This is a genomic window from Geminisphaera colitermitum TAV2 (assembly GCF_000171235.2).
Lineage (GTDB): Bacteria > Verrucomicrobiota > Verrucomicrobiia > Opitutales > Opitutaceae > Geminisphaera > Geminisphaera colitermitum.
In genome coordinates this window covers 63,112-85,131 of record NZ_ABEA03000135.1, presented here as the reverse complement: position 1 = coordinate 85,131, position 22,020 = coordinate 63,112, and the positions used below count along the sequence as shown (strand labels likewise).

General features: G+C 61.9%; 17 protein-coding genes. 5 read left to right on the top strand and 12 right to left on the bottom strand.

Going from position 1 to position 22,020, the window contains the following annotated elements; genetic code table 11:
- From OBACDRAFT_RS16195 to OBACDRAFT_RS16180, 4 genes are all read left to right on the top strand, one after another.
- Positions 1-1,922 (top strand): BNR repeat-containing protein (locus OBACDRAFT_RS16195; RefSeq protein ID WP_198529924.1); only part of this gene is annotated, 1,922 nt, incomplete at its 5' end.
- Entirely contained in the window at positions 1,919-2,968 is a 1,050-nt protein-coding gene (locus OBACDRAFT_RS16190; RefSeq protein ID WP_052362129.1) for a hydroxyacid dehydrogenase, read from the top strand. The genes OBACDRAFT_RS16195 and OBACDRAFT_RS16190, both read left to right, overlap by 4 nt.
- Before the next feature lie 112 nt (positions 2,969-3,080).
- On the top strand, positions 3,081-3,911 hold the full coding sequence (locus OBACDRAFT_RS16185; protein WP_043587366.1) for a hypothetical protein: 831 nt from the start codon (positions 3,081-3,083) through the stop codon (positions 3,909-3,911).
- A 36-nt stretch (positions 3,912-3,947) separates the two neighbouring features.
- Positions 3,948-4,775 (top strand): sugar phosphate isomerase/epimerase family protein, encoded by an 828-nt coding sequence (locus OBACDRAFT_RS16180; protein WP_198529923.1) that lies wholly within the window; start codon positions 3,948-3,950, stop codon positions 4,773-4,775.
- Position 4,776: 1 nt separating this feature from the next.
- Here OBACDRAFT_RS16180 and OBACDRAFT_RS16175 read toward each other — a convergent pair whose 3' ends face one another.
- Genes OBACDRAFT_RS16175 through OBACDRAFT_RS28960 form a run of 3 tightly spaced genes read right to left on the bottom strand, consistent with a single transcriptional unit; the run spans position 4,777 to position 8,518 of the window.
- Positions 4,777-7,398: an ATP-dependent RNA helicase gene (locus OBACDRAFT_RS16175; protein WP_043587364.1), complete on the bottom strand. Its 2,622-nt coding sequence runs from the start codon at positions 7,396-7,398 to the stop codon at positions 4,777-4,779.
- 44 nt (positions 7,399-7,442) lie between these two features.
- The gene (locus OBACDRAFT_RS16170; RefSeq protein WP_232767251.1) at positions 7,443-8,372 is read right to left on the bottom strand and encodes a LysR family transcriptional regulator; all 930 of its coding nucleotides are present in this window, start codon (positions 8,370-8,372) and stop codon (positions 7,443-7,445) included.
- Entirely contained in the window at positions 8,369-8,518 is a 150-nt protein-coding gene (locus OBACDRAFT_RS28960; protein ID WP_198529922.1) for a hypothetical protein, read from the bottom strand. Before OBACDRAFT_RS28960 ends, OBACDRAFT_RS16170 begins: the two co-directional genes overlap by 4 nt.
- 215 nt (positions 8,519-8,733) lie before the next feature.
- On the opposite strand from OBACDRAFT_RS28960, the gene OBACDRAFT_RS16165 reads away from it, so the two are divergent.
- The gene (locus OBACDRAFT_RS16165) at positions 8,734-9,411 is read left to right on the top strand and encodes a DUF2959 family protein (RefSeq protein ID WP_043587406.1); all 678 of its coding nucleotides are present in this window, start codon (positions 8,734-8,736) and stop codon (positions 9,409-9,411) included.
- Between the two features lie 252 nt (positions 9,412-9,663).
- Here OBACDRAFT_RS16165 and OBACDRAFT_RS16160 read toward each other — a convergent pair whose 3' ends face one another.
- From OBACDRAFT_RS16160 to OBACDRAFT_RS25610, 9 genes are all read right to left on the bottom strand, one after another.
- Complete coding sequence (locus OBACDRAFT_RS16160; protein WP_043587361.1) at positions 9,664-10,836, bottom strand: metallophosphoesterase; 1,173 nt, start codon at positions 10,834-10,836, stop codon at positions 9,664-9,666.
- A gap of 165 nt (positions 10,837-11,001) precedes the next feature.
- Complete coding sequence (locus OBACDRAFT_RS16155; RefSeq protein ID WP_157837137.1) at positions 11,002-13,068, bottom strand: heparinase II/III domain-containing protein; 2,067 nt, start codon at positions 13,066-13,068, stop codon at positions 11,002-11,004.
- 123 nt (positions 13,069-13,191) lie between these two features.
- Positions 13,192-14,274, bottom strand: coding sequence for a Gfo/Idh/MocA family protein (locus tag OBACDRAFT_RS16150; RefSeq protein WP_157837136.1), 1,083 nt, complete (start codon positions 14,272-14,274; stop codon positions 13,192-13,194).
- A gap of 26 nt (positions 14,275-14,300) precedes the next feature.
- On the bottom strand, positions 14,301-15,689 hold the full coding sequence (locus OBACDRAFT_RS16145) for an MFS transporter (protein WP_043587402.1): 1,389 nt from the start codon (positions 15,687-15,689) through the stop codon (positions 14,301-14,303).
- Between the two features lie 7 nt (positions 15,690-15,696).
- Positions 15,697-17,667 carry a heparinase II/III domain-containing protein gene (locus tag OBACDRAFT_RS16140; RefSeq protein ID WP_052362126.1) on the bottom strand — a complete coding sequence of 657 codons (1,971 nt, stop codon included), beginning with the start codon at positions 17,665-17,667 and terminating at the stop codon, positions 15,697-15,699.
- A 106-nt stretch (positions 17,668-17,773) separates the two neighbouring features.
- Positions 17,774-19,255: a PEP-CTERM sorting domain-containing protein gene (locus OBACDRAFT_RS16135; RefSeq protein ID WP_043587398.1), complete on the bottom strand. Its 1,482-nt coding sequence runs from the start codon at positions 19,253-19,255 to the stop codon at positions 17,774-17,776.
- 123 nt (positions 19,256-19,378) lie between these two features.
- The gene (locus tag OBACDRAFT_RS16130; RefSeq protein ID WP_052362125.1) at positions 19,379-20,407 is read right to left on the bottom strand and encodes a LacI family DNA-binding transcriptional regulator; all 1,029 of its coding nucleotides are present in this window, start codon (positions 20,405-20,407) and stop codon (positions 19,379-19,381) included.
- Between the two features lie 64 nt (positions 20,408-20,471).
- On the bottom strand, positions 20,472-21,122 hold the full coding sequence (locus OBACDRAFT_RS16125) for a type II secretion system protein (protein WP_081722114.1): 651 nt from the start codon (positions 21,120-21,122) through the stop codon (positions 20,472-20,474).
- 84 nt (positions 21,123-21,206) lie between these two features.
- A complete protein-coding gene (locus tag OBACDRAFT_RS25610; RefSeq protein ID WP_157837135.1) occupies positions 21,207-21,989 on the bottom strand; it encodes a glycoside hydrolase family 16 protein in 783 nt (260 codons plus the stop codon).
- Positions 21,990-22,020 lie beyond the last annotated feature (31 nt).

The window sequence follows — 22,020 nt, the reverse complement described above, 5'->3', positions numbered from 1 at the left end:
TGTCTTTGGGCTTACTTGCCCATTTCGCGCTCGCCTCCGATGCGCCAACCGCCACCACGCTCCCGCTCCAAAATCCCGGCTTTGAAGACGGCCTCGTCGGCTGGACCGCGCCTCGCGTTGACGGCGGGAAAAGCCGCGTCGTCGCCGAGGCAGCCCGCACCGGCAAACTCGGCCTCGCCGTCATTGATGACGACGACCAAGGCGGCAGCGAACTCCTCTCCTCCCCCCTCCCCGCCATCGAAGGGCGGCGCTACCGCGCCCACTTCTGGGGGAAAATCACCTCGGGCCGCGGCATGGCGGTCTGCATGGTTTTTTACGACCGGAAAGGCGTGGCAATCAACGCCGCCAAACACGGCAACGAAATCCTCATCCAGCTCGACCCGCGTTTCCCTGACTGGCGCTCCTACTCGTTTGACGGCGTTGCCCCGGCCTCCGCCGCGACCATCGGCCTCCGCCTCCACTCGATCAACAGCGCACGCGTCACCGTTCACCTCGATGACTTCGCCATCGAACTCGTGGACGAAGCCGCCGAGGCCCAACAGCATGCCGCGCTCGCCACGCAACACCTCCAACCCATTCCCGACACCGCTCTCGCCGACTGGCGCCGCGCCCACCCCGGCTTGAAAATTGGCATCACCGACATCGCTCCCGTGTGCTCCGATTTCCGCGTCGGTTTCACCCTTCTCACGCGCGGCGACCGGCAATACGCCGCCTTCTACAACCCCGACCGCCAGATGACAATCGCGTGGCGCGACCTCGACGAAACCGTCTGGCACACGAAGTCCCTTCCCAGCCGCGTCGGTTACGACAGCCACAACAACATCGTGCTCGGCTTTGACCGCGAAGGCGGCGTCCACGTAAGCGGCAACATGCACGCCACGCCCCTTGTCTATTTTCGCACCACCCGCCCGAACGACCTCGCGTCACTCGAACCCGTTCACCGCATGACGGGCGTTGGCGAAGAAGGCGTCACGTATCCGCGCTTTGAAAATCTTGCCGACGGTCAGCTCATTTTTAGTTACCGGCAGGGACGCGGCTACGCGGGCAAATACGAAACGGTTTTCAACATCTTTGATGAACCGACGAAAACCTGGAAACGTCTCCTCCACGCACCGCTCTTCGACGGCGAGGGCGCGCGCCGCGCCTACCCCATCGGCCCTGTTCTCGGACCGGACGGCAACTATCACCTCACGTGGGTTTGGCGATCCGCGCCGTTCAACGAGGCCGCAACCAATAACAATCTCGGCTACGTCCGCAGTGCCAACTTCCTCGACTGGACGACCATTGACGGAACACCGGTTTCCCTGCCCATCACCCTCAGCACGCCGGGCGTCGTCGTTGACCCCGTGCCGGATCGCGGCGGCCTCATCAACGGCACCGGCTTCGTCGGATTCGATGCGAACAACAGGCTCCTCATCACCTACCACAAATACGACGCGAACGGCCTCACGCAGATGTTCATCGCCACCCGCGAAAACGGCGCATGGAAACACACGCAGGCGACACAATGGGATTACCGCTGGGACTTCCACGGCGACGGCAGCATTCCTTACGAGATCAACATCGGCAAAGCGGAGCTAATCAGCGGACGCCTCGGAGCCTTCATCAAACATCCCCGCCTTCCGGGCGGTTTTTATCTCATAGACCCGCTCACGTTGAAACTTGGCGAACGTGTTCCCGCCTCCGAAATGCCTTGGGATTACACGCCCCTGCCGGACGCGCTCAATCGTCCGCAAAGCCCTTTCCCTGCCATGCAAGTCAACTGGTCACAAGACGCCGGTAACATAAATCCGGATACGAACATCAGGTATCGGCTCCGTTGGGAGACACTTCCCGCCAACCGCGACAAGTCCTATTCCATGCCCTCCCCCCCCCCCCCTACCATGCTCCGTTTGATTACTGTGCAAAGCATCGCCCGATGAACACCGCCACTTCCACCTCCACCGTCACCGCCTCCGCTTGTGTTGCGGTCGCCCTCGCGCAAATCGAACGCGACCTCTTCCTGCACCCCGGAGATTTTCCCGAACGCGAAGACCGACGCACATTCCATTATTGTCCCGACGCTCCGGGAGAAAACATATCCGGCTGGGAGAACTGGCTGCGCAAAACATCTCCTGAAATCCTCCTCACCGGCTGGACCACGCCGCCGCTTCCCCGCTCGTGGCTCGACGAACCGTCATGCCCACTCCGATACATCTGTCACCTCACCGGCAGCGTGCGCCACCTCGTCCCTAAAAGATTTCTGGAACGCGGCGGCATCGTCAGCAACTGGGGCGGGATTGCCGCTCCTGCCGTGGCCGAGCATGCGCTGCTCCTCGCACTCATGGCCCTGCGCAACCAACGCGCCTGGACCCAAATCATCCACCATCCCGACATCACCCGCCCGCCCGCCAACCGGCTCGGCACCCGCACCCTGCATGGCCGCGCCGTCGGCATTCACGGCTTCGGCCAAGTGGCCCGCGAACTCGTTAAACTCCTGCAACCCTTCGGCGTGTCCATCCGCGCTTACACAAACGGTCTGCCGGCCGATGCCATCCGGTCCCATGAAATCACTCCTGCTGACTCGCTTGCCGGGCTGTTTTCTCAAAGTGAAATCCTCTTCGAATGCGAGGCGCTGAATCCAAGCACCGCTGGCTGTGTCACTGCCGACATCCTTGCCCGCCTTCCCGACGACGCAGTTTTTGTGAATGTAGGCCGCGGCCTCGTGGTGGATGAACAGGCGCTTCTTCGCGAATCCGCAAGCGGACGCCTTCGCGTTGCCCTCGATGTTGTCAGTCGCGAGCCGATGGATGCATCCGTTCCGTTTCACACCCATGCTGACTCCATCCTGTCGCCGCACATCGGCGGCCCGACCAACGACACCAATCGCAAATGCGCGCTCAAAGCGTTCGCCAACATTGACCGTTACCTGTCCGGCTTCGTTCCCGAATCCGTCATCACTCCCGAAATTTACGACCGCTCCACATAGCGGAAAAATACGATTCATTCACCAAGTAAAACGCCAAAGAAATTGCGCCATGCCGGCCCCGTTCCAACCTCTTCCCGTTTCAGTTTCCTCGTCACAAATCCCGTCAAAAATCATGAATACACACATCACCATTCCCCCCCCTCGCCTCATCCGTTCCTGCCTGCTGCTCGTATCAGTAATTTCCTGCGTAACTGCACTTTCCGCTGCCAATATTACCGACTGGCGGAAGGACACCGGCAGCGCCACCCTCACCGACGCCACCACGAACTCCCCCGTCATCGGAACCGGCGCGGCAGCATCGGCGAATTCGACCCTCCTGTCTGCGACCATTGGATTGGTCACGCTGACGAACATCGGTGACCACCTGACCTTCAGCGGCACCGTGACTTTTGAGGGTCTCGGCGGCACGCTCCAGTATGGTTTTCGCTGGGGTCTGTTCAACACCAACGCCAGCGCCAGCGTCAACGGCTGGCTCGGCTACTTCACCGAGAATGGCAGTAACGACAAGGTAAGTCGGCTGTGGGAACGTGCAAACCCTGACACATCATCGTCGTGGTGGTCCAACAACCCTGCCACCAGTGGCAGCACCAATATCAAGGGAGTCACAGTGACCGACAATGCCACGCTGGTAGACGGCAGTTACAGCTTCAACATACGTTACGAACTGACGGCTGCGAACACGATCACCATCAGCTGGTCGCTGGTCGAAACAAGTTCCCCCACAAAATACTCTGTAAGCGGCTCCTTCGAGGACAACTCGCCCCAGACGCTGACATTCAACCGTGTCGGCATCGGCAACGCCGGTTTCAATGCCTCAAAAATCAGCTTTGCCAACCTGCAGGCCAACTATGTTGCCGCGGTTCCCGAACCCTCGTCCGTCGCGTGGATAAGCGGACTGCTTGCCTTGATCGTGACAGCCAGACTTTGCCGCAAGCGGAACTAAGCTGCGCTGTTTTCCAAACCACGGGATTTAAGGGCAGTGAGAGCAAAAATCATAAAATCCCCGATTTGCTCACACGCCTTTTCCACTCTCGGCTGCGTCGAGCTTTCGCTTGCGGATTCCCTTCGTCTGGCCGCGCGCCACCGCCTCGACGCCATCGAACTGCGCGGCATCGGCGGCTCCCTCGACGTCCCCGCCCAGTTGGAAAAAACTTTCGGCACGCCCGAAGCATTCGCCGCCGCCGCCGGTGCGAACCCCGTTAGTATTTGCTCTCTGGATACGTCGTTGTTTCTCATCGGCAACATCGCCGCGGACCGCGACGCTTTTTTGCGTTACCTGCCGTGGGCCGAGGCTCTCGGCGTGCCGCGCCTGCGCGTGTTCGACGGCGGCACGGACTTGAACGATGCCGAACTGGGGCAGGCGCTGGACACCTTGTCCTGGTGGAACGACCTCCGTCGCGCCAATCGCTGGCGCGCCGACGTGATGATCGAGACGCACGACGCGCTCACCCGCACGCCCGCGATTCTCCGCTTTCTTGCCCGCGCCCCGTCCGGCACCGGCCTGTTGTGGGATACCCACCACACATGGCGTTTGGGCGGCGAGGAAACTGCCGCGACCTGGCAGGCCATCCGTTCCCGCGTCGTTCACATCCACGTGAAAGACAGCATCTCCCGTCCCTCGTATTACGGGGCGCACACCTACGTTCCGCCCGGACAAGGCGAGTTCGCCATGAACACACTGCGCGCGCTCCTCGCCCGCGACGCTTACGCGGGAGCCGTCAGCCTTGAATGGGAACGTCATTGGCATCCTGAGTTGGTGCCTCTTGAGGAGGCGCTCGCCTCCGCCGCCACCCGCGAGTGGTGGTAACTCACCGCCATTCGTGACGCGGGTAACGGCGGGAAAGTTCAGCTTTAACTTTTGGATACATGTCGCGCCAGAAACTCGTCAGATCATCCGTCACTTGGATCGGACGCTGATTGGGCGCAAGCACATGGATTTTCACCGGCACGCGACCGTGGCCGAGCGTGAATTTCCCCTCCACGCCGTAAAGCTCCTGTATCCGAGCCGACAATATCGGCGGCCCCTCCTTCGCATATTCGATCCGCGAACGCCGTCCGTTGCCCATCACGAGGCGCTCCGGCAGGTAGTCGTCGAGCACCGCCAGTTGCTCGGGACGCAACCACTCGCGCAGGACGGGCATCACCGGTTTGTCCTTCAACTCGCGCGCGCCAAAACTGCCGTAACAAATCTGCTCGATCAACATCGCCCGGTCCGCGTCCGTGATCGGCGCCACCTCCAGTTCCGGGAACCACTCGGCCAGCCGGTTCACGCGCACGATCCACTGCTCCACGCTGTCGTTCCATTCGCCGAGTTGTATCCGACCCGCCATGACTTCCGCAGCGAGCAACGCCGCCGCCGCTCCGGCTGGCGGTTCTCCGCCCGTCGGTTTCGCCTCCAGCACCAAATCACGGAACCGGCGCTCACGCCGCGCAATCACGCGCCGTGCCTGCGCATCGTAAACCACGCCTGTCTCGTCATGATAATCGGCGGGAAACAACTCGCGCAGCCACTCCTCCTCGACAGCCGTTGCGAGCGAGAGCAACACGCTGACCTCCCCCCCCCGGCCCCCGATCTCGCTCACCTCCGCCGCCACGAGCAACGGCGCACGCTGGATGGCACTCTCGCGGGCCAGCGTGCCGCGACGCTTGTGCGTGAGTTCGCAACGCAACGTGCCCGCGTCGAGCCGCTTTGCCAGATGATCGGAAAAACCCGCCAGCACGCACTTGCGCACCGCCTCGGAGCTTTCTGATTCTCGATTATCCGACACAGCGAGCCCCTCCTTTTCGGCGATTTTGAGAAACTGATCGAATAACGGCCCCACCTGCCGCGCTCCCTGCGCGTGCAACCCGAGACGCCGGCAGGCATCGAGCGAGTAACCGGCGTTTTCCGCGAAACGCCACGCGCGCATGAGCAGGAAAAAATCGCTGTAAACCTCCTCGCCCAATTCGTCATCACGCGCGTCCTCGATGGCGCGCGGAACACCACGCAGGAGAAAATTCCGTCCCTGCGTCAGCGCCGCCATCAAGGCCACGCTGCGCACGCACCCGCGCGCGTCCGCCTCCAGCAACATGCGCGCATAACGCGGATGCACCGGAAACCTCAACATGCGACGCCCCATCTCCGTGATTCGCCAAAGTGGCGCGGGCGTCCCGCCCGCAATTCTTTCCGAAGCGGGCGGGACGCCCGCGCCACATTCCTCCACCGCCCCCAAATCCGCCAGCAACGACTCCGCCCGCTCCAACGCCTTCGCATCCGGTTTTTCCAGCCACGGAAAACCCGCCACGTCGTCAATGCCGCTCGCCTTGAGCGTTAAGACCACTTCCGCCAAATCGAGACGCCGCACCTCGGGCAATTCCTGCGCGGCGCGATCCGCGTGTTCGCGCTCCGTCCACAGGCGCACGCACACACCCGGCGCGGTGCGTCCGGCGCGACCCGCGCGCTGGTCGGCGGAGGCGCGTGAGATTTTTTCGATGAGCAGCGTGTTGATCCCCCGGTTGGCGTCGAACCGCGCCATGCGCGCCAGTCCGCTGTCGATCACCGCCGTGACGCCGTCAATCGTAAGCGACGTTTCCGCCACGTTGGTCGAGACGATGATCTTGCGTGCTTCATAACGCGCCACCGCCCGGTCCTGTTGTTCGGGCGGGAGTTCTCCGTGTAATGGAAAAACAATACAATCGCGCAACGACCGTTCCCGACTCGCCTGAAGCGCCCCCACCGTACGCCCGATCTCGTACGCGCCGGGCATGAACACCAGCAAATCCCCCGGCGTCGTCTCCGCCACCCGCGCCGCCTCGCGCGCGGCCACATCCCACACCGGCTCCTGTTCAAAATCCACGCGACGCGGCAGGTATTCGATGTTCACCGGGAAACTGCGTCCCTGCGACGTGAGCAGGTCGCAAGGTTTCATGTAATCGCCAAGCGCGGCGGCATCGAGCGTGGCGGACATGATGACAATCCGCAGATCGGGTCGCGTGGACTGCTGGATTTGCAATGCGCGCGCCAGCGAAATGTCGCCGTAAAGGTGGCGTTCGTGAAACTCGTCAAACACCAGTGCCGCCACGCCGCGCAACGCCGGATCGAACGACATCTGCCGCAGCAAAATGCCCTCCGTGACAAAGCGGATTTTGGTGTGCTCCGACACGCGTGATTCCAGCCGTATCTGGTAGCCGACTTCCGCGCCGAGACGGACGCTCATTTCCTCGGCCACACGTTTCGCCAGCATTCGCGCCGCCAGCCGGCGCGGCTGGAGCACCACGACTTCTCCCGTATCCAAAAAACCATGGCGCCATAGCATCTGCGGGATCTGCGTCGATTTGCCCGACCCCGTCGGGGCCTGCACCACCACGCGCCCTTGTCCGCGCAAGGCGGAAACCAAGTCGTGTTCGAGTTCGTAGATCGGCAGTGCGGAAGGTTGAAGAGGAGGCGGCATGAACGGTGAAGAGCGGAAAACGTTCAACGTCCAACGCTCAACTCTCAACGTCCAAGTAAAAAGCGCCGCTCCGCCAGCTTCCCGGCGTGTTTCCTCGCTTCGTCCAGCAAAGCGCCAACCAGCGCATCAACCTCGCCTCCTTCATTTTTTCCGCCGCCGCGCCAGAGCGCGACGATTTCCAAAGGTTCAAAATCAGGCAACGGCACCATGCGCACATCCCGATGCCGGACCACCTCCGTCAGTCCCACGCTGACGCCGATCCCAAGCCCGGCGGCGACGTAATCCGTGATCAAACCGAGCGAACTCGCCTCGACCGACACCGGCCATTCCACGCCAAGTCGGCGCATGTTTTTTTGGAAAATCCGGCTCACCGGCTCCGCCGGCGGCAGGCAGATCAAGGGCTCCTCCATCACGCCACGCTCCGCCCGCGCCCACAAATCGCGCGCCTCGCGCACCGGGGATTTTTTGTGCACCAGAAGCACAACGGGGAGACGAAACAGTTTTTCGCAACGCAGGCGGGCGGGCGGTTTGTTTTCCAACGCGGCAAATGCCACGTCGATCTCGCGGTCGAGCAGCCATGCCTCCATCTCCGGCTGGAATCCCGAGCGCAACGTCAGCCGCAGGCGCGGGTCGCGCTTGAGCAACGGCGCGACCACGTCCGGCAAGTGATCGCGCAAGGCAACCTCCGCCGCCGCGATGCGCAAGCGCGGCGCGGCCTCTCCGCGCAAGCGGCGCGCCATGTCGTCCAGTCCGCTGAAAAATGGTTTCGCATACGCAAACAACTCTTCGCCCGCCGGGGTCAGTTTGAAGGGGATGCGTTCAAACAGGCGCACGCCGAGGTCTTGTTCGAGTTGCAGGATCTGGCTGCTGACGGCGGGTTGCTGGATGCCCCACGGCATGTGTCGCACCGCCCGACTAATCCCGCCATGCAGGGCAACGTGGTAAAAAAGTTCGAGGTGGTGGACGTTTATCACGAACGCCGATTTGACCGCGTCCCGCGTTGGCGGCAACTGCCATTCCGATAGGTACAGGGGGGGGGGGGGGGGGGGGAGGGGGCGTTGTCGGTGAAGGAAATCGCGACGCGAGCCATTTGTGCAAGTGCTTCCAGGCGCGGTTTCATTTTTCGCCGGGAGCGTATCGGAATTTTCGAGACGCGACGGAGACCGAATGGAAAGACGCAACGGGAACGCCGTTGAAGAAGATTAATTCGCCAACTTGCACATGATCGGGACTTGTGGCAGTAGTGGCGACATTGCCTTCCATCGTTTCCTGCAACTCAGCGGAAACAGTGCGGACTTTTCCACGGAGGCAGACAAACCTCACACACCTATGCCTATGAACGCCAAATCATTCACAATTCTTGCAACCATCGCAACCAGCGCCGCCATGCTGGTTTTTTCCGGGTGCTCCAATTCGGGCACCAGCACCTATAAAAAGAGTGAAAATGCTGCGAATTCACTCCTTTCCGCCGGTGATGAGCTGGTCAAAACCCGCTCTCAAATCGACACCACGCTCGCTTCGCTCGACTCGCTCGTAAACCAGCCGGCGACGAACCTCACCGCCCAGTATCAAAACTTCGTCAAACAGTTCGGGGCACTGGAAAAGCAGGCCGCCGCCGTCAGCGAGGCCGCCAAAACGATGCGAACCAAGGCCGACACCTATCTCAGCACTTGGGGCACGCAGGTCGCCGCCATTCAAAATCCTGACCTTCGGACCGCCGCCTTGGATCGTCGCGCGGAAGTCGCGGCGCAGTTGCAGAAACTCGTCGCCGACTACGCAAGCGCGGCCAACGCCTACCAGCCGTTGCAACGAAGCTTGAAGGACATTCAACAGGTGCTCGGCGCCGATCTCACCAGCGCAGGCCTCAACACCGTGAAGCCCTACGTGAGCAAGGCCGCGGCGGATGCATTGCCGCTCAAGCAATCGCTCGACGCCCTCACCGCCCAGTTCAAGAGCCTGAGCACCGCGCTCAAACCCACGGGGCCGGTTGCGACACCGACAGCGGCGAAGTGATGAAAAAGTGGCGCGGGCGTCCCGCTCGCAACGTGCATCCCGTAGCGCAGGCGTCTCGCCTGCAATCCATAGGTTGCGCGAAGCGCGGTGCTCTCTTCTGCTTTTTGCTGATTCTGTTATTTGGGAAGGCGGCGCTTCGCGCAATAGACTGACTTGCAGGCAGGATGCCTGCACTACGCTATGGCGCGGGCGTCCCGCCCGCATTTCCGCCCTTCCGTCTGAATGCGGGCGGGAAGCCCGCGCCACATGGCCTCATGGTGTACGAAACTTGATCTGTAAATCGACGATCTCCGACACAGTGCCCACACGCGCAGGCAGGCCCCAGAGGCCGAGGCCCGAGGTGACGTAAATCTGAAAATCGCCGCGGCGAGCGTAGCCGTAGGCGACTTCGTGGGTGTATTCAACAATCCAGCTAATGGGCCACACCTGACCGTGGTGCGTGTGGCCGGAGAGTTGCAAGTCCACTCCGGCGGCGGCGGAAGCAACCAGGTCCTTGGGCTGGTGATCGAGAAGGATCAACGGGCGGGTGCGATCAATGGCGGCGGCAGAAGCGGGCCCAACCGGAGGCATGGCGAGGAGTTGCGGGATGGTTTTGCGGTTGCTCCGCGAGGCATCCTCCCTCCCTGCAAGATAGAAGGCTCCGCCGGCCATGGGGACGACTTCGTCGCGCAGGATGCGAATGCCGTGGCGGCTGAAGTATGCGGCGGACGCGTCGGCATCGGAGTAGGTTTCGTGGTTGCCGAGCACGGCATAGACGCCAAGCGGGGCGTGAAGTTTTTGGAGTTCGCCGCCGACATTTTGTTCGATGAGCGAGGCAAGTCCGTTGTCGAGGATGTCTCCGGAAATGAGGATGATGTCGGGGTTGAGGGCATTGATGCGGCGAACGTAGTCGGCGGTGCGTTTGCGTCCGATGATATCGCCCGCGTGAATGTCGGCGAGGAAGACGGCATGCAGCGTTTGGAGCGGCGGAGCGGGTTTGTCGATGACGACGGTGACGCGGGTCGTCTGCGGGTTAACAAAGTTAATGTATCCGTAAACAATTACAATGACAACAAGGGCGATGGAGCCGGCGAGCGCGAGGCCGCGGGTGCGTTGCGGGTTTGCGCGGAGACGGGCGGGGAGAAGCGCAGGGCGAAAACGGGCGGCCAGGCGGACGATCTCGAAAATGAAGGCGATGATGCACCACCAAGGCAGCGTGACGAGCCACATGCCGCCGACGAGGCGGCAGAGGCGGGCGAGCGGTTCCCAGAGTCCGGCGGCGCGCAGGGCGAGGCCGGCCATGAAGGACAGCGTGAGCACGGCGATAAACGCAGGCCAAAGGTTGCGCACCCACCTCCGACGCGGCAGCGCCTGCCAGCTTCGAAAGCCGAGCCAGACGCAAAGGAGGAGATAGGCGGTGAGAATGAGCGGAAAGTGGCTGCGCATCGGGAAATCGCACAACACACATGGGGCAACACTTCGGAATGGCGAGACAGAGGGAGAAAATTATGTGAATCGGACCGGACTCAGATAAGTGCGCAGGGGCTCTCTTTTTCCCGCAGCCTGACGGTGCCGGCAGTCGAAACCGGGAAGAAATCGTTCATGTGTTTGTTAAAATGTGTTTTCCTCGGTTTTTCCCGTGACGGTGATGGTGAGGCGGACGCGGGGGGCGGGGGAATTTATTCGAAAATTGATGCGGCGAATCGTGTCGCCCCAATTCTTTTTCACGCCTTCGTCAGATTCCGTTTTCAAGGGGATCTTTTCGACGTGCGCCTCCACTGGCGCGCCTTCTATTCTCAAAATATAGGCTCGTACATTTGCGCCGTCGGCGGTCGCGGAAGAAGAGGGGAGAAGGGGAGAGGGTTTTACAAAAATTGTCACCTCGCCGTCACCGGTGACCTTGGCGTCATGGCATGTCATGAAATGCTCAACCACACTCTCGGTTTTCGTCAGCGAAACGTCGTCGTTGATGATTATCGCAGGGCCGTCCTTGCCTGTTCGCACGAGCGTGATTTCGCGCTTCCACTGCGCGACGCCGGCCTCGCGCGGATACGCGGTGGCGATGTCGCACGAAAACGTTGCGCGGGCGTTGTCCGTCTCGAAACGCGCGTCGCGCGCGGCGAACTCTGCGCCAGCCTTTTGGGTGACGCCGTTGATTGTGGGCGTGTTATGATAATCCGAGCAAAGGTTCCAGATTTCGTAGCGGCGCTCGCTGAATGTTTGCGCGGTGTATTCGCCCTTGCCGACATCAATGAGCAGCGGGCGTCCGTCATGGAAAACAATGACGTTCCCAATGTCGTTGTGATTGTGGCTCTCGTTGTTGTCGCCGCCTTTGGCGGCAAAATAGAAGCCGCGCGCCGAGTCGCCGTTTTCGCGGGCGGCGGCAACCTGCAGGTCGGGCAGCCACACGTCGCGCAGTAGCGGCAGGCGCGGCGGAGTGGCGGCAATTTCGCGGCGCAAAAACAGCGTGTAAAAATTGCGTGCGAAGTTGGCTCGGAATGACGCGAGATCGTATTGCCGGGCGAATGCCGCGCCGAAACCCGCCATGTCGGTGTCGCCAATGTCGCGTCCGAAACGGAAAATTTCCGCTCCGTCAAATTTCGCCAGCGGCGAGGCGTCGGCAAAGTTGATGACGTAGGCGATGTCTTGCGCGCCGTCCGGGTCCACGTCGCTCGCGAGCCTGTTGCCGGCGATGTGGGCGCGGTAAATGAAACGCGCCATGTTGCGAATTTTTTCGTCGCGCAATGCAAAACGAAAGGCGTCGTTTGTGGCGAGGTTGAGCAGGGCGAAGTTGTCGTAAAGCGAACCCGCCGCCCTGTCCCAATAAATCGGCCCCTCGTCACAACCGCCGTCGGCAGGAAACGGCGCGATGTAGTTGTCGAGCGTTTTGATGATTTTGGCGACATGCGTGACGCGCCGCCGTTCGTCGCGTTCGGTGAGCAGCGCGGCGGTGAGCCAGTTGGAGCAAATCCACGGATTCCAGTTGTTCGGGCGTTGCTCGCCCCCCGGCCCGCCCCGCCAGCGGTGACGAATGTTGGCATCGTCGTGGCTGAGCGGCACCAGCACGCGGCGCGAAATTTCGGAAGTAATGCGCTGGCGGATACGGGGCGAGACAGCGTCGAATTTTTCCGCGAAAAAATAATCCGCCCATGCGAGATTCGCCGCGGTCTCGGCGGCGAAAAGATCAACGCGCGGGTCGCCAACCTCCACCAGCCCTCCCCCGGTTTTGTAGTCGGTGTGCGCGGACACGCCCCAGAAGGATTCCTCGCAGATCGCCCAGACCCCGTTGATGATCTGGTCGAGGAACCGCCCGCGATTCTCGGCGAGTTCGGCGAGCATGAATGCCGCGAGCATGCGCCGCCGTCCGAAGTGAACCGCCTCGAATTCGGTGCGATTTCCCGTGCGCGAAATCGCGAGCGAGAGTGTTGCCGTGAGCGTCGGCCATGGATAATCGAGATGTGCCTCGGCGAGTTTTTTGGCCGCCGCGAGCGTTTCCTGATCGGCGCGATTTTCCCATGCATCGCGATCGGACAACGGCGGAAATGGCATCCAATTTTCTCGCGGCGTGAGCACTTTCGCGACGCTGTCCGCGTCGGGAAACGTTTCGCTGAGGATGCGCGCATGGGCGCGGGGGGAGGCCGCATCAGCGCCAATCGCCGGAGTGGGGAGAGTTGCCATGAGAAGAAAAATTGAGGTAGCCAGAATTGAGACGGAGGAGGGAGAGAGGAACGAGAATTTCATTGAGTGGAAACACTTCGGAATGGCGAGACAGAGGGGGAGATTATGTGAATCAGGACGGACTCAAACAAGTGCGCAGGGGCTCTCTTTTTCCCGCAGCCTGACGGTGCCGGCAGTCGAAAGCGGGAGGGATGCGTTCATGTCCACGGATCGAATCCGGTGACGGATGGCGTGCATCAAGGCAACTTGCTGGCAGGTCTCGGACAAGGCGGGCGTTGGGGCGCGACCCTGGCGGATGGCGTCAAAGAAGGCTTTGTTTTCCGCGTAAAAACCGCTGCGTTCAAACAACGGTTTCGGGCGGGAAGAAATGCCATCATCGTTTTCGGAAACGTCGGAGACGAGGCTGCCATCCCGCCAGTATCGCAGATAGCCGCGCTGGTCGTCGCCCCACATGGGGAGTTCGAGAAGGAACGAGTGATTGTGAGCATTGATGCTGACGCGCTCAACAACGACACCGGCCACTGGCTGGATGTTCATGCGGATACGGGTGCCGCTTTCCGCAAGCGCATCCATTTCGATGTTGGCGACGCCCGGCCCCAAGGCGGGCAGTTCGGCATAGGCAAAGGAAGCATGCCTCCAAGGACTGCGAGCAAGGTAGCGGATGGCGTCGAGGGCATGAATCGCGGTCACGGAAAAATCCGTGTCGCGGCGATTGTGCCGGATCAGGTCGTAGTTGATTTGGAATACAGCACCGGGGGGGAGGTTTTCATCAAGGAGGCGATGCGTCTCCATGAGCAGCGGTGTGTAACGGCGGTTGAAGGCGACTTGATTGGGAGCGTGGCCGCGGGCGGCGGCGGCGATAAGCCAGTCGAGTTGCGCCGAGGTCATCGCCGGGGGTTTTTCGATGAGCATGGGGATGCCGCGTTCGAGCAGCGGGGCGCAGGTGGCGGCGGTCAGGTGCGGGGGAAGGACGACGCTGAGGGCGTCCGGTTGCTCGCGGTCGAGCATGGCGTCGATGCTGGTGTGGGCGGCGGCAAAACCGAAATCGGCGGCAAAAGCGCGGGCGGCGTCCAGGTTGATGTCGCAAGTCGCGGCGAGGACGACACCGGGGGTTTCGTCGCGGTATTTCCTGAGCGAGGGCCCATGCGCCATGCGGGCGTGGCGCCCGCAGCCGATCAGGCAAATTCTAAAGGCGTCCGGGTTCATAGTGTGGGTGCGTGGCGTGGCGTTTGTCATGAGTCGTCAAGCTCGCCGCCGGGAGCCTGGTAATTTGCCGGTCCGCCGAGTTTCATGAAGCGCGAATGCAGGACGATGCCGGCGATCAGGCCGACAAGCGAGAGGAGCGCGGCGGCAAGAAAGATCAGGCGGTAGTCGTGTCCCGTACGGTCGAGCAAGAAGCCGACGCAGGGGCCGGCGAGCATGGTGAAGAAGGACGTCATGATGCCCTGCGCGGAGGCGAACTGGGCATAGCTGATGCGCGGATACAAGCGCAAGCCGAGCGAGGCGGCGGAGGTCATCCACGCGCCCGCGCAAACGCTCTGCGCCACGAGCGCCACGCCGAAAAGCGTGATGTTGTTCGCGAAGACGGAACCCCAGAGCGTTGCCAGCATGAAGAGGGCGGAGGTCACGAGACTCACACGCAGGGGGTGAAACTTGTCCGCCAGCGCACCGAGCGGCCAGGCCAGCGCGAGCGAGATGAAATAGGTGAGCGCGTAGCATTTGCCGAAGGTGCCCATGTCCATCCCGATTTTTTTAGCGAAATAGACGCCAAAGAGCGTCGGCGGCATCGTGGCGGTGAACATCACTGCCTTGAAAAAGAACACCAGCAGGTAATAAGGCCGTCCAAAGCAAATGCGGAAATACGAGCGGGCCGCCCGTGTGAAGCCTGCAACGGACGTCTCGCGCGGCGGCAGGGGGGGGGGAGGAGGGTAACTGCCTTCGCGGACTTTCAGGGCCATCATCGTGAAGCCCACGCCGTAGATCAGCGCCATGCCGAGAAAAATCAGCGCGTAGTGGCTCTCGGCTTTCCCGAACAGCCAGTAGTTGAAAACGATCCCGGCAAGGAGACTGAAGGCGCGGAACAGGCCGTAGAAGCGTCCGAGCAGCGGCGCGGGCACGACGTCGTTGACGAGTCCGCCGAAGACGGCGTTGACGATCACGCTCGACACCTCAAAGAGCGCCCAGAAAAAGCCGAGCAGGCACAGAATGAGAAGGGCGGTGCCGGGCGAGCGCGCGCCAAGGACGTCGTGCAACCACAGGCCAAGCCACGGGCTGGCCGCCAGTCCACCCATTGCGAGGACCGTGAACGGCGTCCCCAACAGGAGGAACGGGATGCGGCGTCCAAGGCGTCCGCGGTGCCGATCGGATTTGTAGGCAAAGACCGGCTTCAGAAGCACGGTCAGGATGGCTGGCAGCGAGCCGATGAGGAAGCCGCTCAGGGTGTCCGATGCCTCGAAGCGTTTGAAGAGGAGTTGGAGGACGGAGGGGATGGAGCGCTCCTTGAGCGCGAAGGCGAAGTCGCCCCAGAGCAGCCAGCAGAAGAGCACGGCCAGCGCGCCCGTCGTGTATGTGAGCGTGCCGGCGCGCCAGATTTTCCCCGCCGGTTTTTTTTCAGCGGGCATGGTGTCTTCAGCGTTCACGCGGCGCGGCTCCTGCTTGCGCCGGGCGCGGGATGAAACGGACGTCGAGGCTCGCGTTCGTTTCCTGCGCGGGGCGCGGGGCGATGCGAATTTCCAGAACGGAGACGCCGGGGTTTTTGCTTTCGGCAGCGGTCGGCGGCCCGGCGGTCGTGATGTCGAAAATGACGTCGGCGGCGGACGATGTGATTTCGATGCGCAGGGTTTTGCCGTTTTGGGTGAGCGTGGCAGAGCGGGCTTCGGGAGAGAGCATGACGCGGGCGCGGGTGTGCATCCGCCAGACGAACGGCACGTCGGGACGCAGGCCCGCGATGTCGTCGCGCAAGAGGAGCGTTTTGCCATCGGCGGCAAGGGTGGCGGTGCGCGTGATTTTTTGGGCGAAGCGCGACCACGCGGGCGTCAGGTCGAGTGTGGCGGAGGGCGCGTCGCCTTTGTCGTCGAAGGCGGTGACCGGAGTGGTGGCGAAGGCGTCCTGGAGGGCATCGTCGAAAGTGAGCGTGTTGTGGCCGCGGTTGTTGCAACGATAGTAATCCCAGCGGCGTCCATCCTGGGCGTATTTCCAATAGCCGGGGAGATTGTATTTTTCCGAGCCGAGGTCGATGGCCCAGCGTTCACCAAGGGCGTCGAGGACGAAAGAGCCGAGATCGAGATGGCTATGACTGAGGCCGTTTTTGCCGGCCTTGATTGCAAACCAGAGGGCATCGGGGGAAGCGTCGGCGGCGCGCAGGATGACGAGTTCAGTGTCACCTCGGAAATGGGCGGAACGCGGGGGGGGGGGAGGGGAGGTGTTTTCCGGTTGTGCGGGGAAAAAGATGGCGGCGAAGACGAGGCCGCGTCCGGCCGAGCCGGAGGGCAGGGAACGTTCGTATCCGGTGAGCGGGGAGCGGAGTTTGATGGCGAGGCGGCGGCGTGTTTCGGGGAGGATTTCCGGCTGGTTGAAGTGCCTGGCGAGCAGGGTCATGGTGGCGGCGGACGTTTCGCGGTCGGGGACGAGTCCGCCATCGCCGAAGTTGAAACAGAAGCCGCTGGTGCCGAAAATTTGGAGCGCGTAGAGAGCGGTCCGGTTGAGTCCGGGCGCGGCGGCGAGCGCGGCGATGCCATCGGCGCCGGTTTGCGGGCGCTGGAGGATGTCGAGGGTTTTGGCGAGGTTGGAGGTGCCGTAGCTCCAGTAGGTGATGCTTTCGGGCCAGACGCCGTCGGGCGCGTATCCGCGCAGGGCGAGTGGCAGGGAGCGGCGGGCGCCATCAAAGACGAGGCGGGAGAGTTGCGGTTCGTCGTCGCGGAGCACGAAGGCGGCGGCGACAAAGGCTTGGTTGCAGACAAAATTCCAGTTGTTGGTGGTTTTGGGGTTTGTGCCGAAGGCGGACCAGTTGAGGCCACCGCGTCCCTCGGGCTGATAGGCGCGCGGGGCGAGGGCGAGGAGGTTGCGGCGGAGGCCGTCGCGGATCACGGCGTTGTCGGCGGCGGAGAGGTCCTGGGCGAGCCAGGACCAGGCAAGGGCGGTGCCCGCGCCAAGTTCGGCGGTGTCGAGGAAGTGGTTCGGATTCCAATCGGGGAAGGCGGAGACGGCGAGGAGGTCGCGGCGCGCGAGATCGAGGTGGTTTTGTTCGCCAGTAAGCCGCCAGAGAAAGGCGTTCACTTCGAGGCGCCCGGCGAAGGCGCGAAACTGATTGAGGTATCCGTCATTTTTTGCCGTGCCGGGATGGACGGGGGGAGGGAGGGGGGCGATTTTTCCTGCGTTCCGTTTGATGGCGGTGAGCAGGTCGCGCATGAGCGGATCGCTTTCTTCCTGTATCTGGATTTTGGTGACAGCTTCCGCATCAAGCCAGAGCGGGGAAGTTTTTTTTGTTTCGGATTTGGGCGCGGGTGCATCAAGGGCTGAGGTGCTGGCGGGGGAGATGGCTGGCACAAGGGCGACCAGTGCGAGCACAAACAGGGAGAGGCGGCGTGGTGAGTGACGCATAAGGGAATGAATGGGAGGGGGGGGCGACGCTTCGCGTCGAACATCCAGTGAGGCACTGCCAAGCCATGGGATGTTCCATCAAGGAGCGGTATCCGGTGTTTTGTTTTTAACGGCGGCGGCGAAGGACGACGGTGGCGACCGCGAGACCGGCAAGGAGGGCGGCGGTTGTCGCTGATTCGGGGATGGCGCTGACGGTGAATTGCAGGGTGTTGCCGTCGCCACCGTAGGTGAAGTCGCCGGCCCAACCCGCATCAATGGATTCCTGCGCGAGCGCGAAGGCAGTGAGCGCGATGCCGGGGGTTGTGCCGCCGAAACTGATCAGATCGTAGGTTCCGCCAATTTGTGCACCGGTGTTTGTAAATTTGACCTGGATACTGCCGTCGCCTCCGGTGGCGGAGCCAGTCATGGAGGCGTCGGCGAAGGTGAGCGTCGAGCCGTCCGCGCCAACGGACGCGAGGAGTGTGGCGTTGCCGCCGAAGACGAGACCCTTGCTTGTGACGGTGCTGCCAATGCAGTCGAGAGTGGCGTTGCCCTTGGAGAGATCGAGCGTCCCGCCGTCTTCGATGGTGACGGCTTTTGCCGCGCCGATGTTGAAGGTGCCGGAGAGACCGAGCGTCGCGCCGGTTTTGATGATGAAATTGCCTTGGTTGATGTTGGCGCCACCGGCGCTTGTGCTGCCGAAGGTACCGGCAAGGTAAAGCTTGCCGCCTTCGACCGTGGTGTCGCCGGCATAGCTGCTTGTCTCCGTGCTGGTGATGTCGAGTCGTCCCGCGCCGGCTTTGACGAGAGCGAGGACATTACTGGTCTGGGTGGTCGTGGTGCTTCCGATAACGCCGGAAAAGGTGGTGTCGGTGGCTTGTTCGACACGCAGGGTGCGGGTGCCAGAGCTGCCGGCGGCTAAGCCTTCCAAGGCGATGACTCCGGTGCCTGAAAGGCTTCCAATGGTGGCGGCGGTGCCGGCAAGTCCTCTTTCCAGCATGAGTCTTCCGCCGTTGAGGATGACGTGCGTGTTGACGCCGGTGCCGCCAAGCGTGGCGGGGGGGGAGGCGGGCTTGGTGGTGCCGCCGAGCACGAGGCCGGAGAAGGCTTCGGTGAAGCTGTTGACGGTGATGGTGCCGTTGTAGCCGTCACCAGTGGTTGTAGCGGTAAATGCAATACGGGCTTTGGCGCCGCCGCCAGCAATGTCCGCGAGCGTGAAGTCTCCGCCGCCGCCTTCGCCGCCACCGGTTCCTGAAATGTTGACGGTGGTTGAGTAGCTGGTGGTGCCGGTGAAGGTGGCTCCGTTGCGGACGGTGAGGTTGCCGACGCTGATGGCAGTGCCGCCGAGTGTGATCAGAGCGTTGGCGGTGACGATTTCGGCATCGCTGCCGGCCGCCCAAGCCACGTAGCCGGTTGTGGCGTCAGCGGAGTCCGCCCAGTTGGCGTTGTTGGAGGAGGCCCAAGTGAGCGTGGATGAGGTTTTGTTCCAGTAAAGGGTGGCGGCGTTGGCGGGAATGGACGCCGCGAGGAGGGCGAACCCGAAGGTGGCGGACAGAAGGCTTTGGGGACGAATACGCAAAGGCGAGTCAACGGATGATGTGGTTTTCATGTGAGGTGGAGTTTTGGTGAACGCAGGCATACCGATATTCGGGCGCGGCAAAAGCGCGTTGGAGCTAACACTGGTTAGGTGGTTTTTTGCGCCAGAGGCCCGACCGTTGTAATGACTGGTCAACTACACCGTGTCACCATCCTGCCACACGGCTTGCACGAGGATGCGCTTGGACAGCTTGGGGATGCCTTTTTCGTTGTGATATAGCATGCTCGCCAGCGAATCGATGGCGGAGCGGCCCACCTCCTTCGAGTTCAGATTCACCCCGGACCGGGAATCCCCGGGCATCACCGAAAGCAAAGCCACTGCGATCTCCTTGGGAATCGCACGGCCGCTTTTGAGAAGATGCTCCGGCATCTCGCCAAAATGCGTCACGATGCCATCGGGACGATGCGCCCGAAACCACGGCTGCATTTTCCTGAAGCCGTTTTTGTCGAGGAAAGTTTCGTCGTGGATGAAGACCGGGATTTTTTCCTTTTCCGGCAACGCCGCCTGCGCCGCAAGGAAGCCGCCGATGAAATTCCAGTTGGTGCGCTCACTTTGCCCCCGCGATGTGACAAAGCCGATGCGCCGCCGCCCTGCCTCCCGCAGCCTGGTCAGCGCGAGCGAGCCGGCCTCGAACTGGTCGTTGGCGACACGATGGATTTGGGGTGCGAGCAGGGAATAGCCGAATGTGATGGCGGCAAAGGGGGAAAAATCAAAATCCCCGATTTTCCCGTGTTTGGGCAAGGGCGCAAACAGGAGTCCCTGAATGCCTCGTGTCTGGAGTATTTTCCCCAATTGGGGGGCGGTAAGGCGGTCGCGGCACGGGGTAAAAAGTTCGAGTTTGTATCCGAGTTCCCGCGCACGTTCCTCCGCGCCTTCGCGGTGCAAACGAAAATCGCCGACGCAATCCGCGTCGGCTGGGTTCTGGTAGTAGTTGATCCATGCCAGAGTGGATTGATAGGGAGGTGCTGTTTTGTCGCGCCGGTATTCCGCCAGAGCGCGCAACATGGGGTCGGGCTGGTAACCGCAGGCACGGGCAAGTTGTTCGATGCGTTCTCTCGTGGCGGCGGCAACGTCCGGGGAATTGCGCAGGGCGAGCGACACAGTCGCATGAGAGACTTTCGCCATGCGCGCCAAGTCGCGCAGGGATATTCGACGGTTTTCCATGACGACATGTTTTGGAAACGCAGGGTTTCCATTTCAACTTCAACCTGCCTTGAGGGACGGAAACCTACGGGGCGGGAATGCCTTTCACGTGGGCGTCGAAGTAGAGCTGGTTTTTGAGATTCCCGTGTGGGCCAATCTTGTCGGGAAGCCCGATGGCCGTGCCCGTGCGTTCGCAGAGTGCGGGGGTGGCGGAGGGCGAGGGGATTTCGGTGATGCGGCGGACGGGCTTGGTATCCACGTTTTTCTGGCCGAAATAATTCGGCGAATGGGGAATGGAATAAAACAGGACGGTCAGCGGGTCGCTGGTGGTTTTGGCGAGCCATGATTTGCAGGCGAGCATGGGCATCAGCCATTTTGCGTTCGGCGTAGTGGGGCGGGCTTGGTTGAGGTAGGGCGCGATGAGGTTGCCGAGAAGCGCGTCGTCGGAGGTGGAGCAATAGGCGCCGATTCCCGACCAGAGCGGGCCGGGAAGCCGCTCCTTGTGGTCTCCGGTGTAGGCGATGATGGCCATGCCCACCTGCCGGAGATTGGAGGTGCATTCCGCCCGGCGGGCGGATTCGCGCACTTTGCCAACGGTCGGGATGATGATGGCGGCCAGGATGCCGATGATGGCGATAACCGTGAGGAGTTCAATCAGGGTGAAAGCGTCGCGGGCGCTGTGCGGGGAGGAACCGCGGAGGAACACGCATAGGGGAATGGGTCTGGGTGGGTTCATGCGGATGCAGTCTGCTGAAAAGATGAGGCAAGGAAAGCAAGGCGACGCTAACACTGGTTAGCTGTTCGGCGGCGCGCCGACCTCTCATCGCAACTGATAAACACGGACAAAGTGGACGCGCATCTTGCCCGGGAATTTTTCAGGCAGCGCATTCCCCGGTTCCCAGCCGCCAACGCCCACGCTCAAAATCAGAAACATCTCATCGTGAAATCCCGGATTGGGACGCCGCGCCACCTCGTTGTCGTCCACAAACCAGACGATTTCCTCCGGCGTCCAAAGCAATCCGTAGGTGTGTGGCCGGGCAATGTCCTCCGCGGCGGCCTCCGCCGTGTCCGGTTTTTCCGGGACAGAGACCGGTTTGCCATCCAAGCCCGGTCGCGCTCGCAGATGCAGGGAATGCCAGGTCTTGGCTGGGTTGACGGTCTGGCCTTCCACGATGTCAATTTCGTTCCCCAGACTGTCCGGCCCCTGACGCGACCAGAGCCAGAACGCGGGCCAGAATCCGGGGCCCTCTGGCATCGTGATGCTCGCCTCGAAAAAACCGTAGCGCTGGGCGAAACTTTTTTCCGTGGTGAGGGTGCCGCCTGTGTAAAGTTTACCGTCCATGCGCGGGTCGCCGGCGGGCGCGGGATTGACGTGAATCTCCAGCGAATGGCCGTCTTGCGAAAAGGGGTTTATGCCCGCGTAAGCCTCGTACACCGCAATCTCTTTCGCCGCCGCATAGGTGCGCGATGAGGCGCTTTGCTGCCAGCCGAACCAGTAGTTCGTTTTCCAACGTCCGCTGTCGTTGACGGGGTTGTAAAAATCAACCGGCACCCGGAAATTTTCCTCAAATGTCAGCTTCAGCTTTTCGCGTTCCAATTTCACCGGCGCGCCCAAGGGCGTGTCGGGGCGAAAG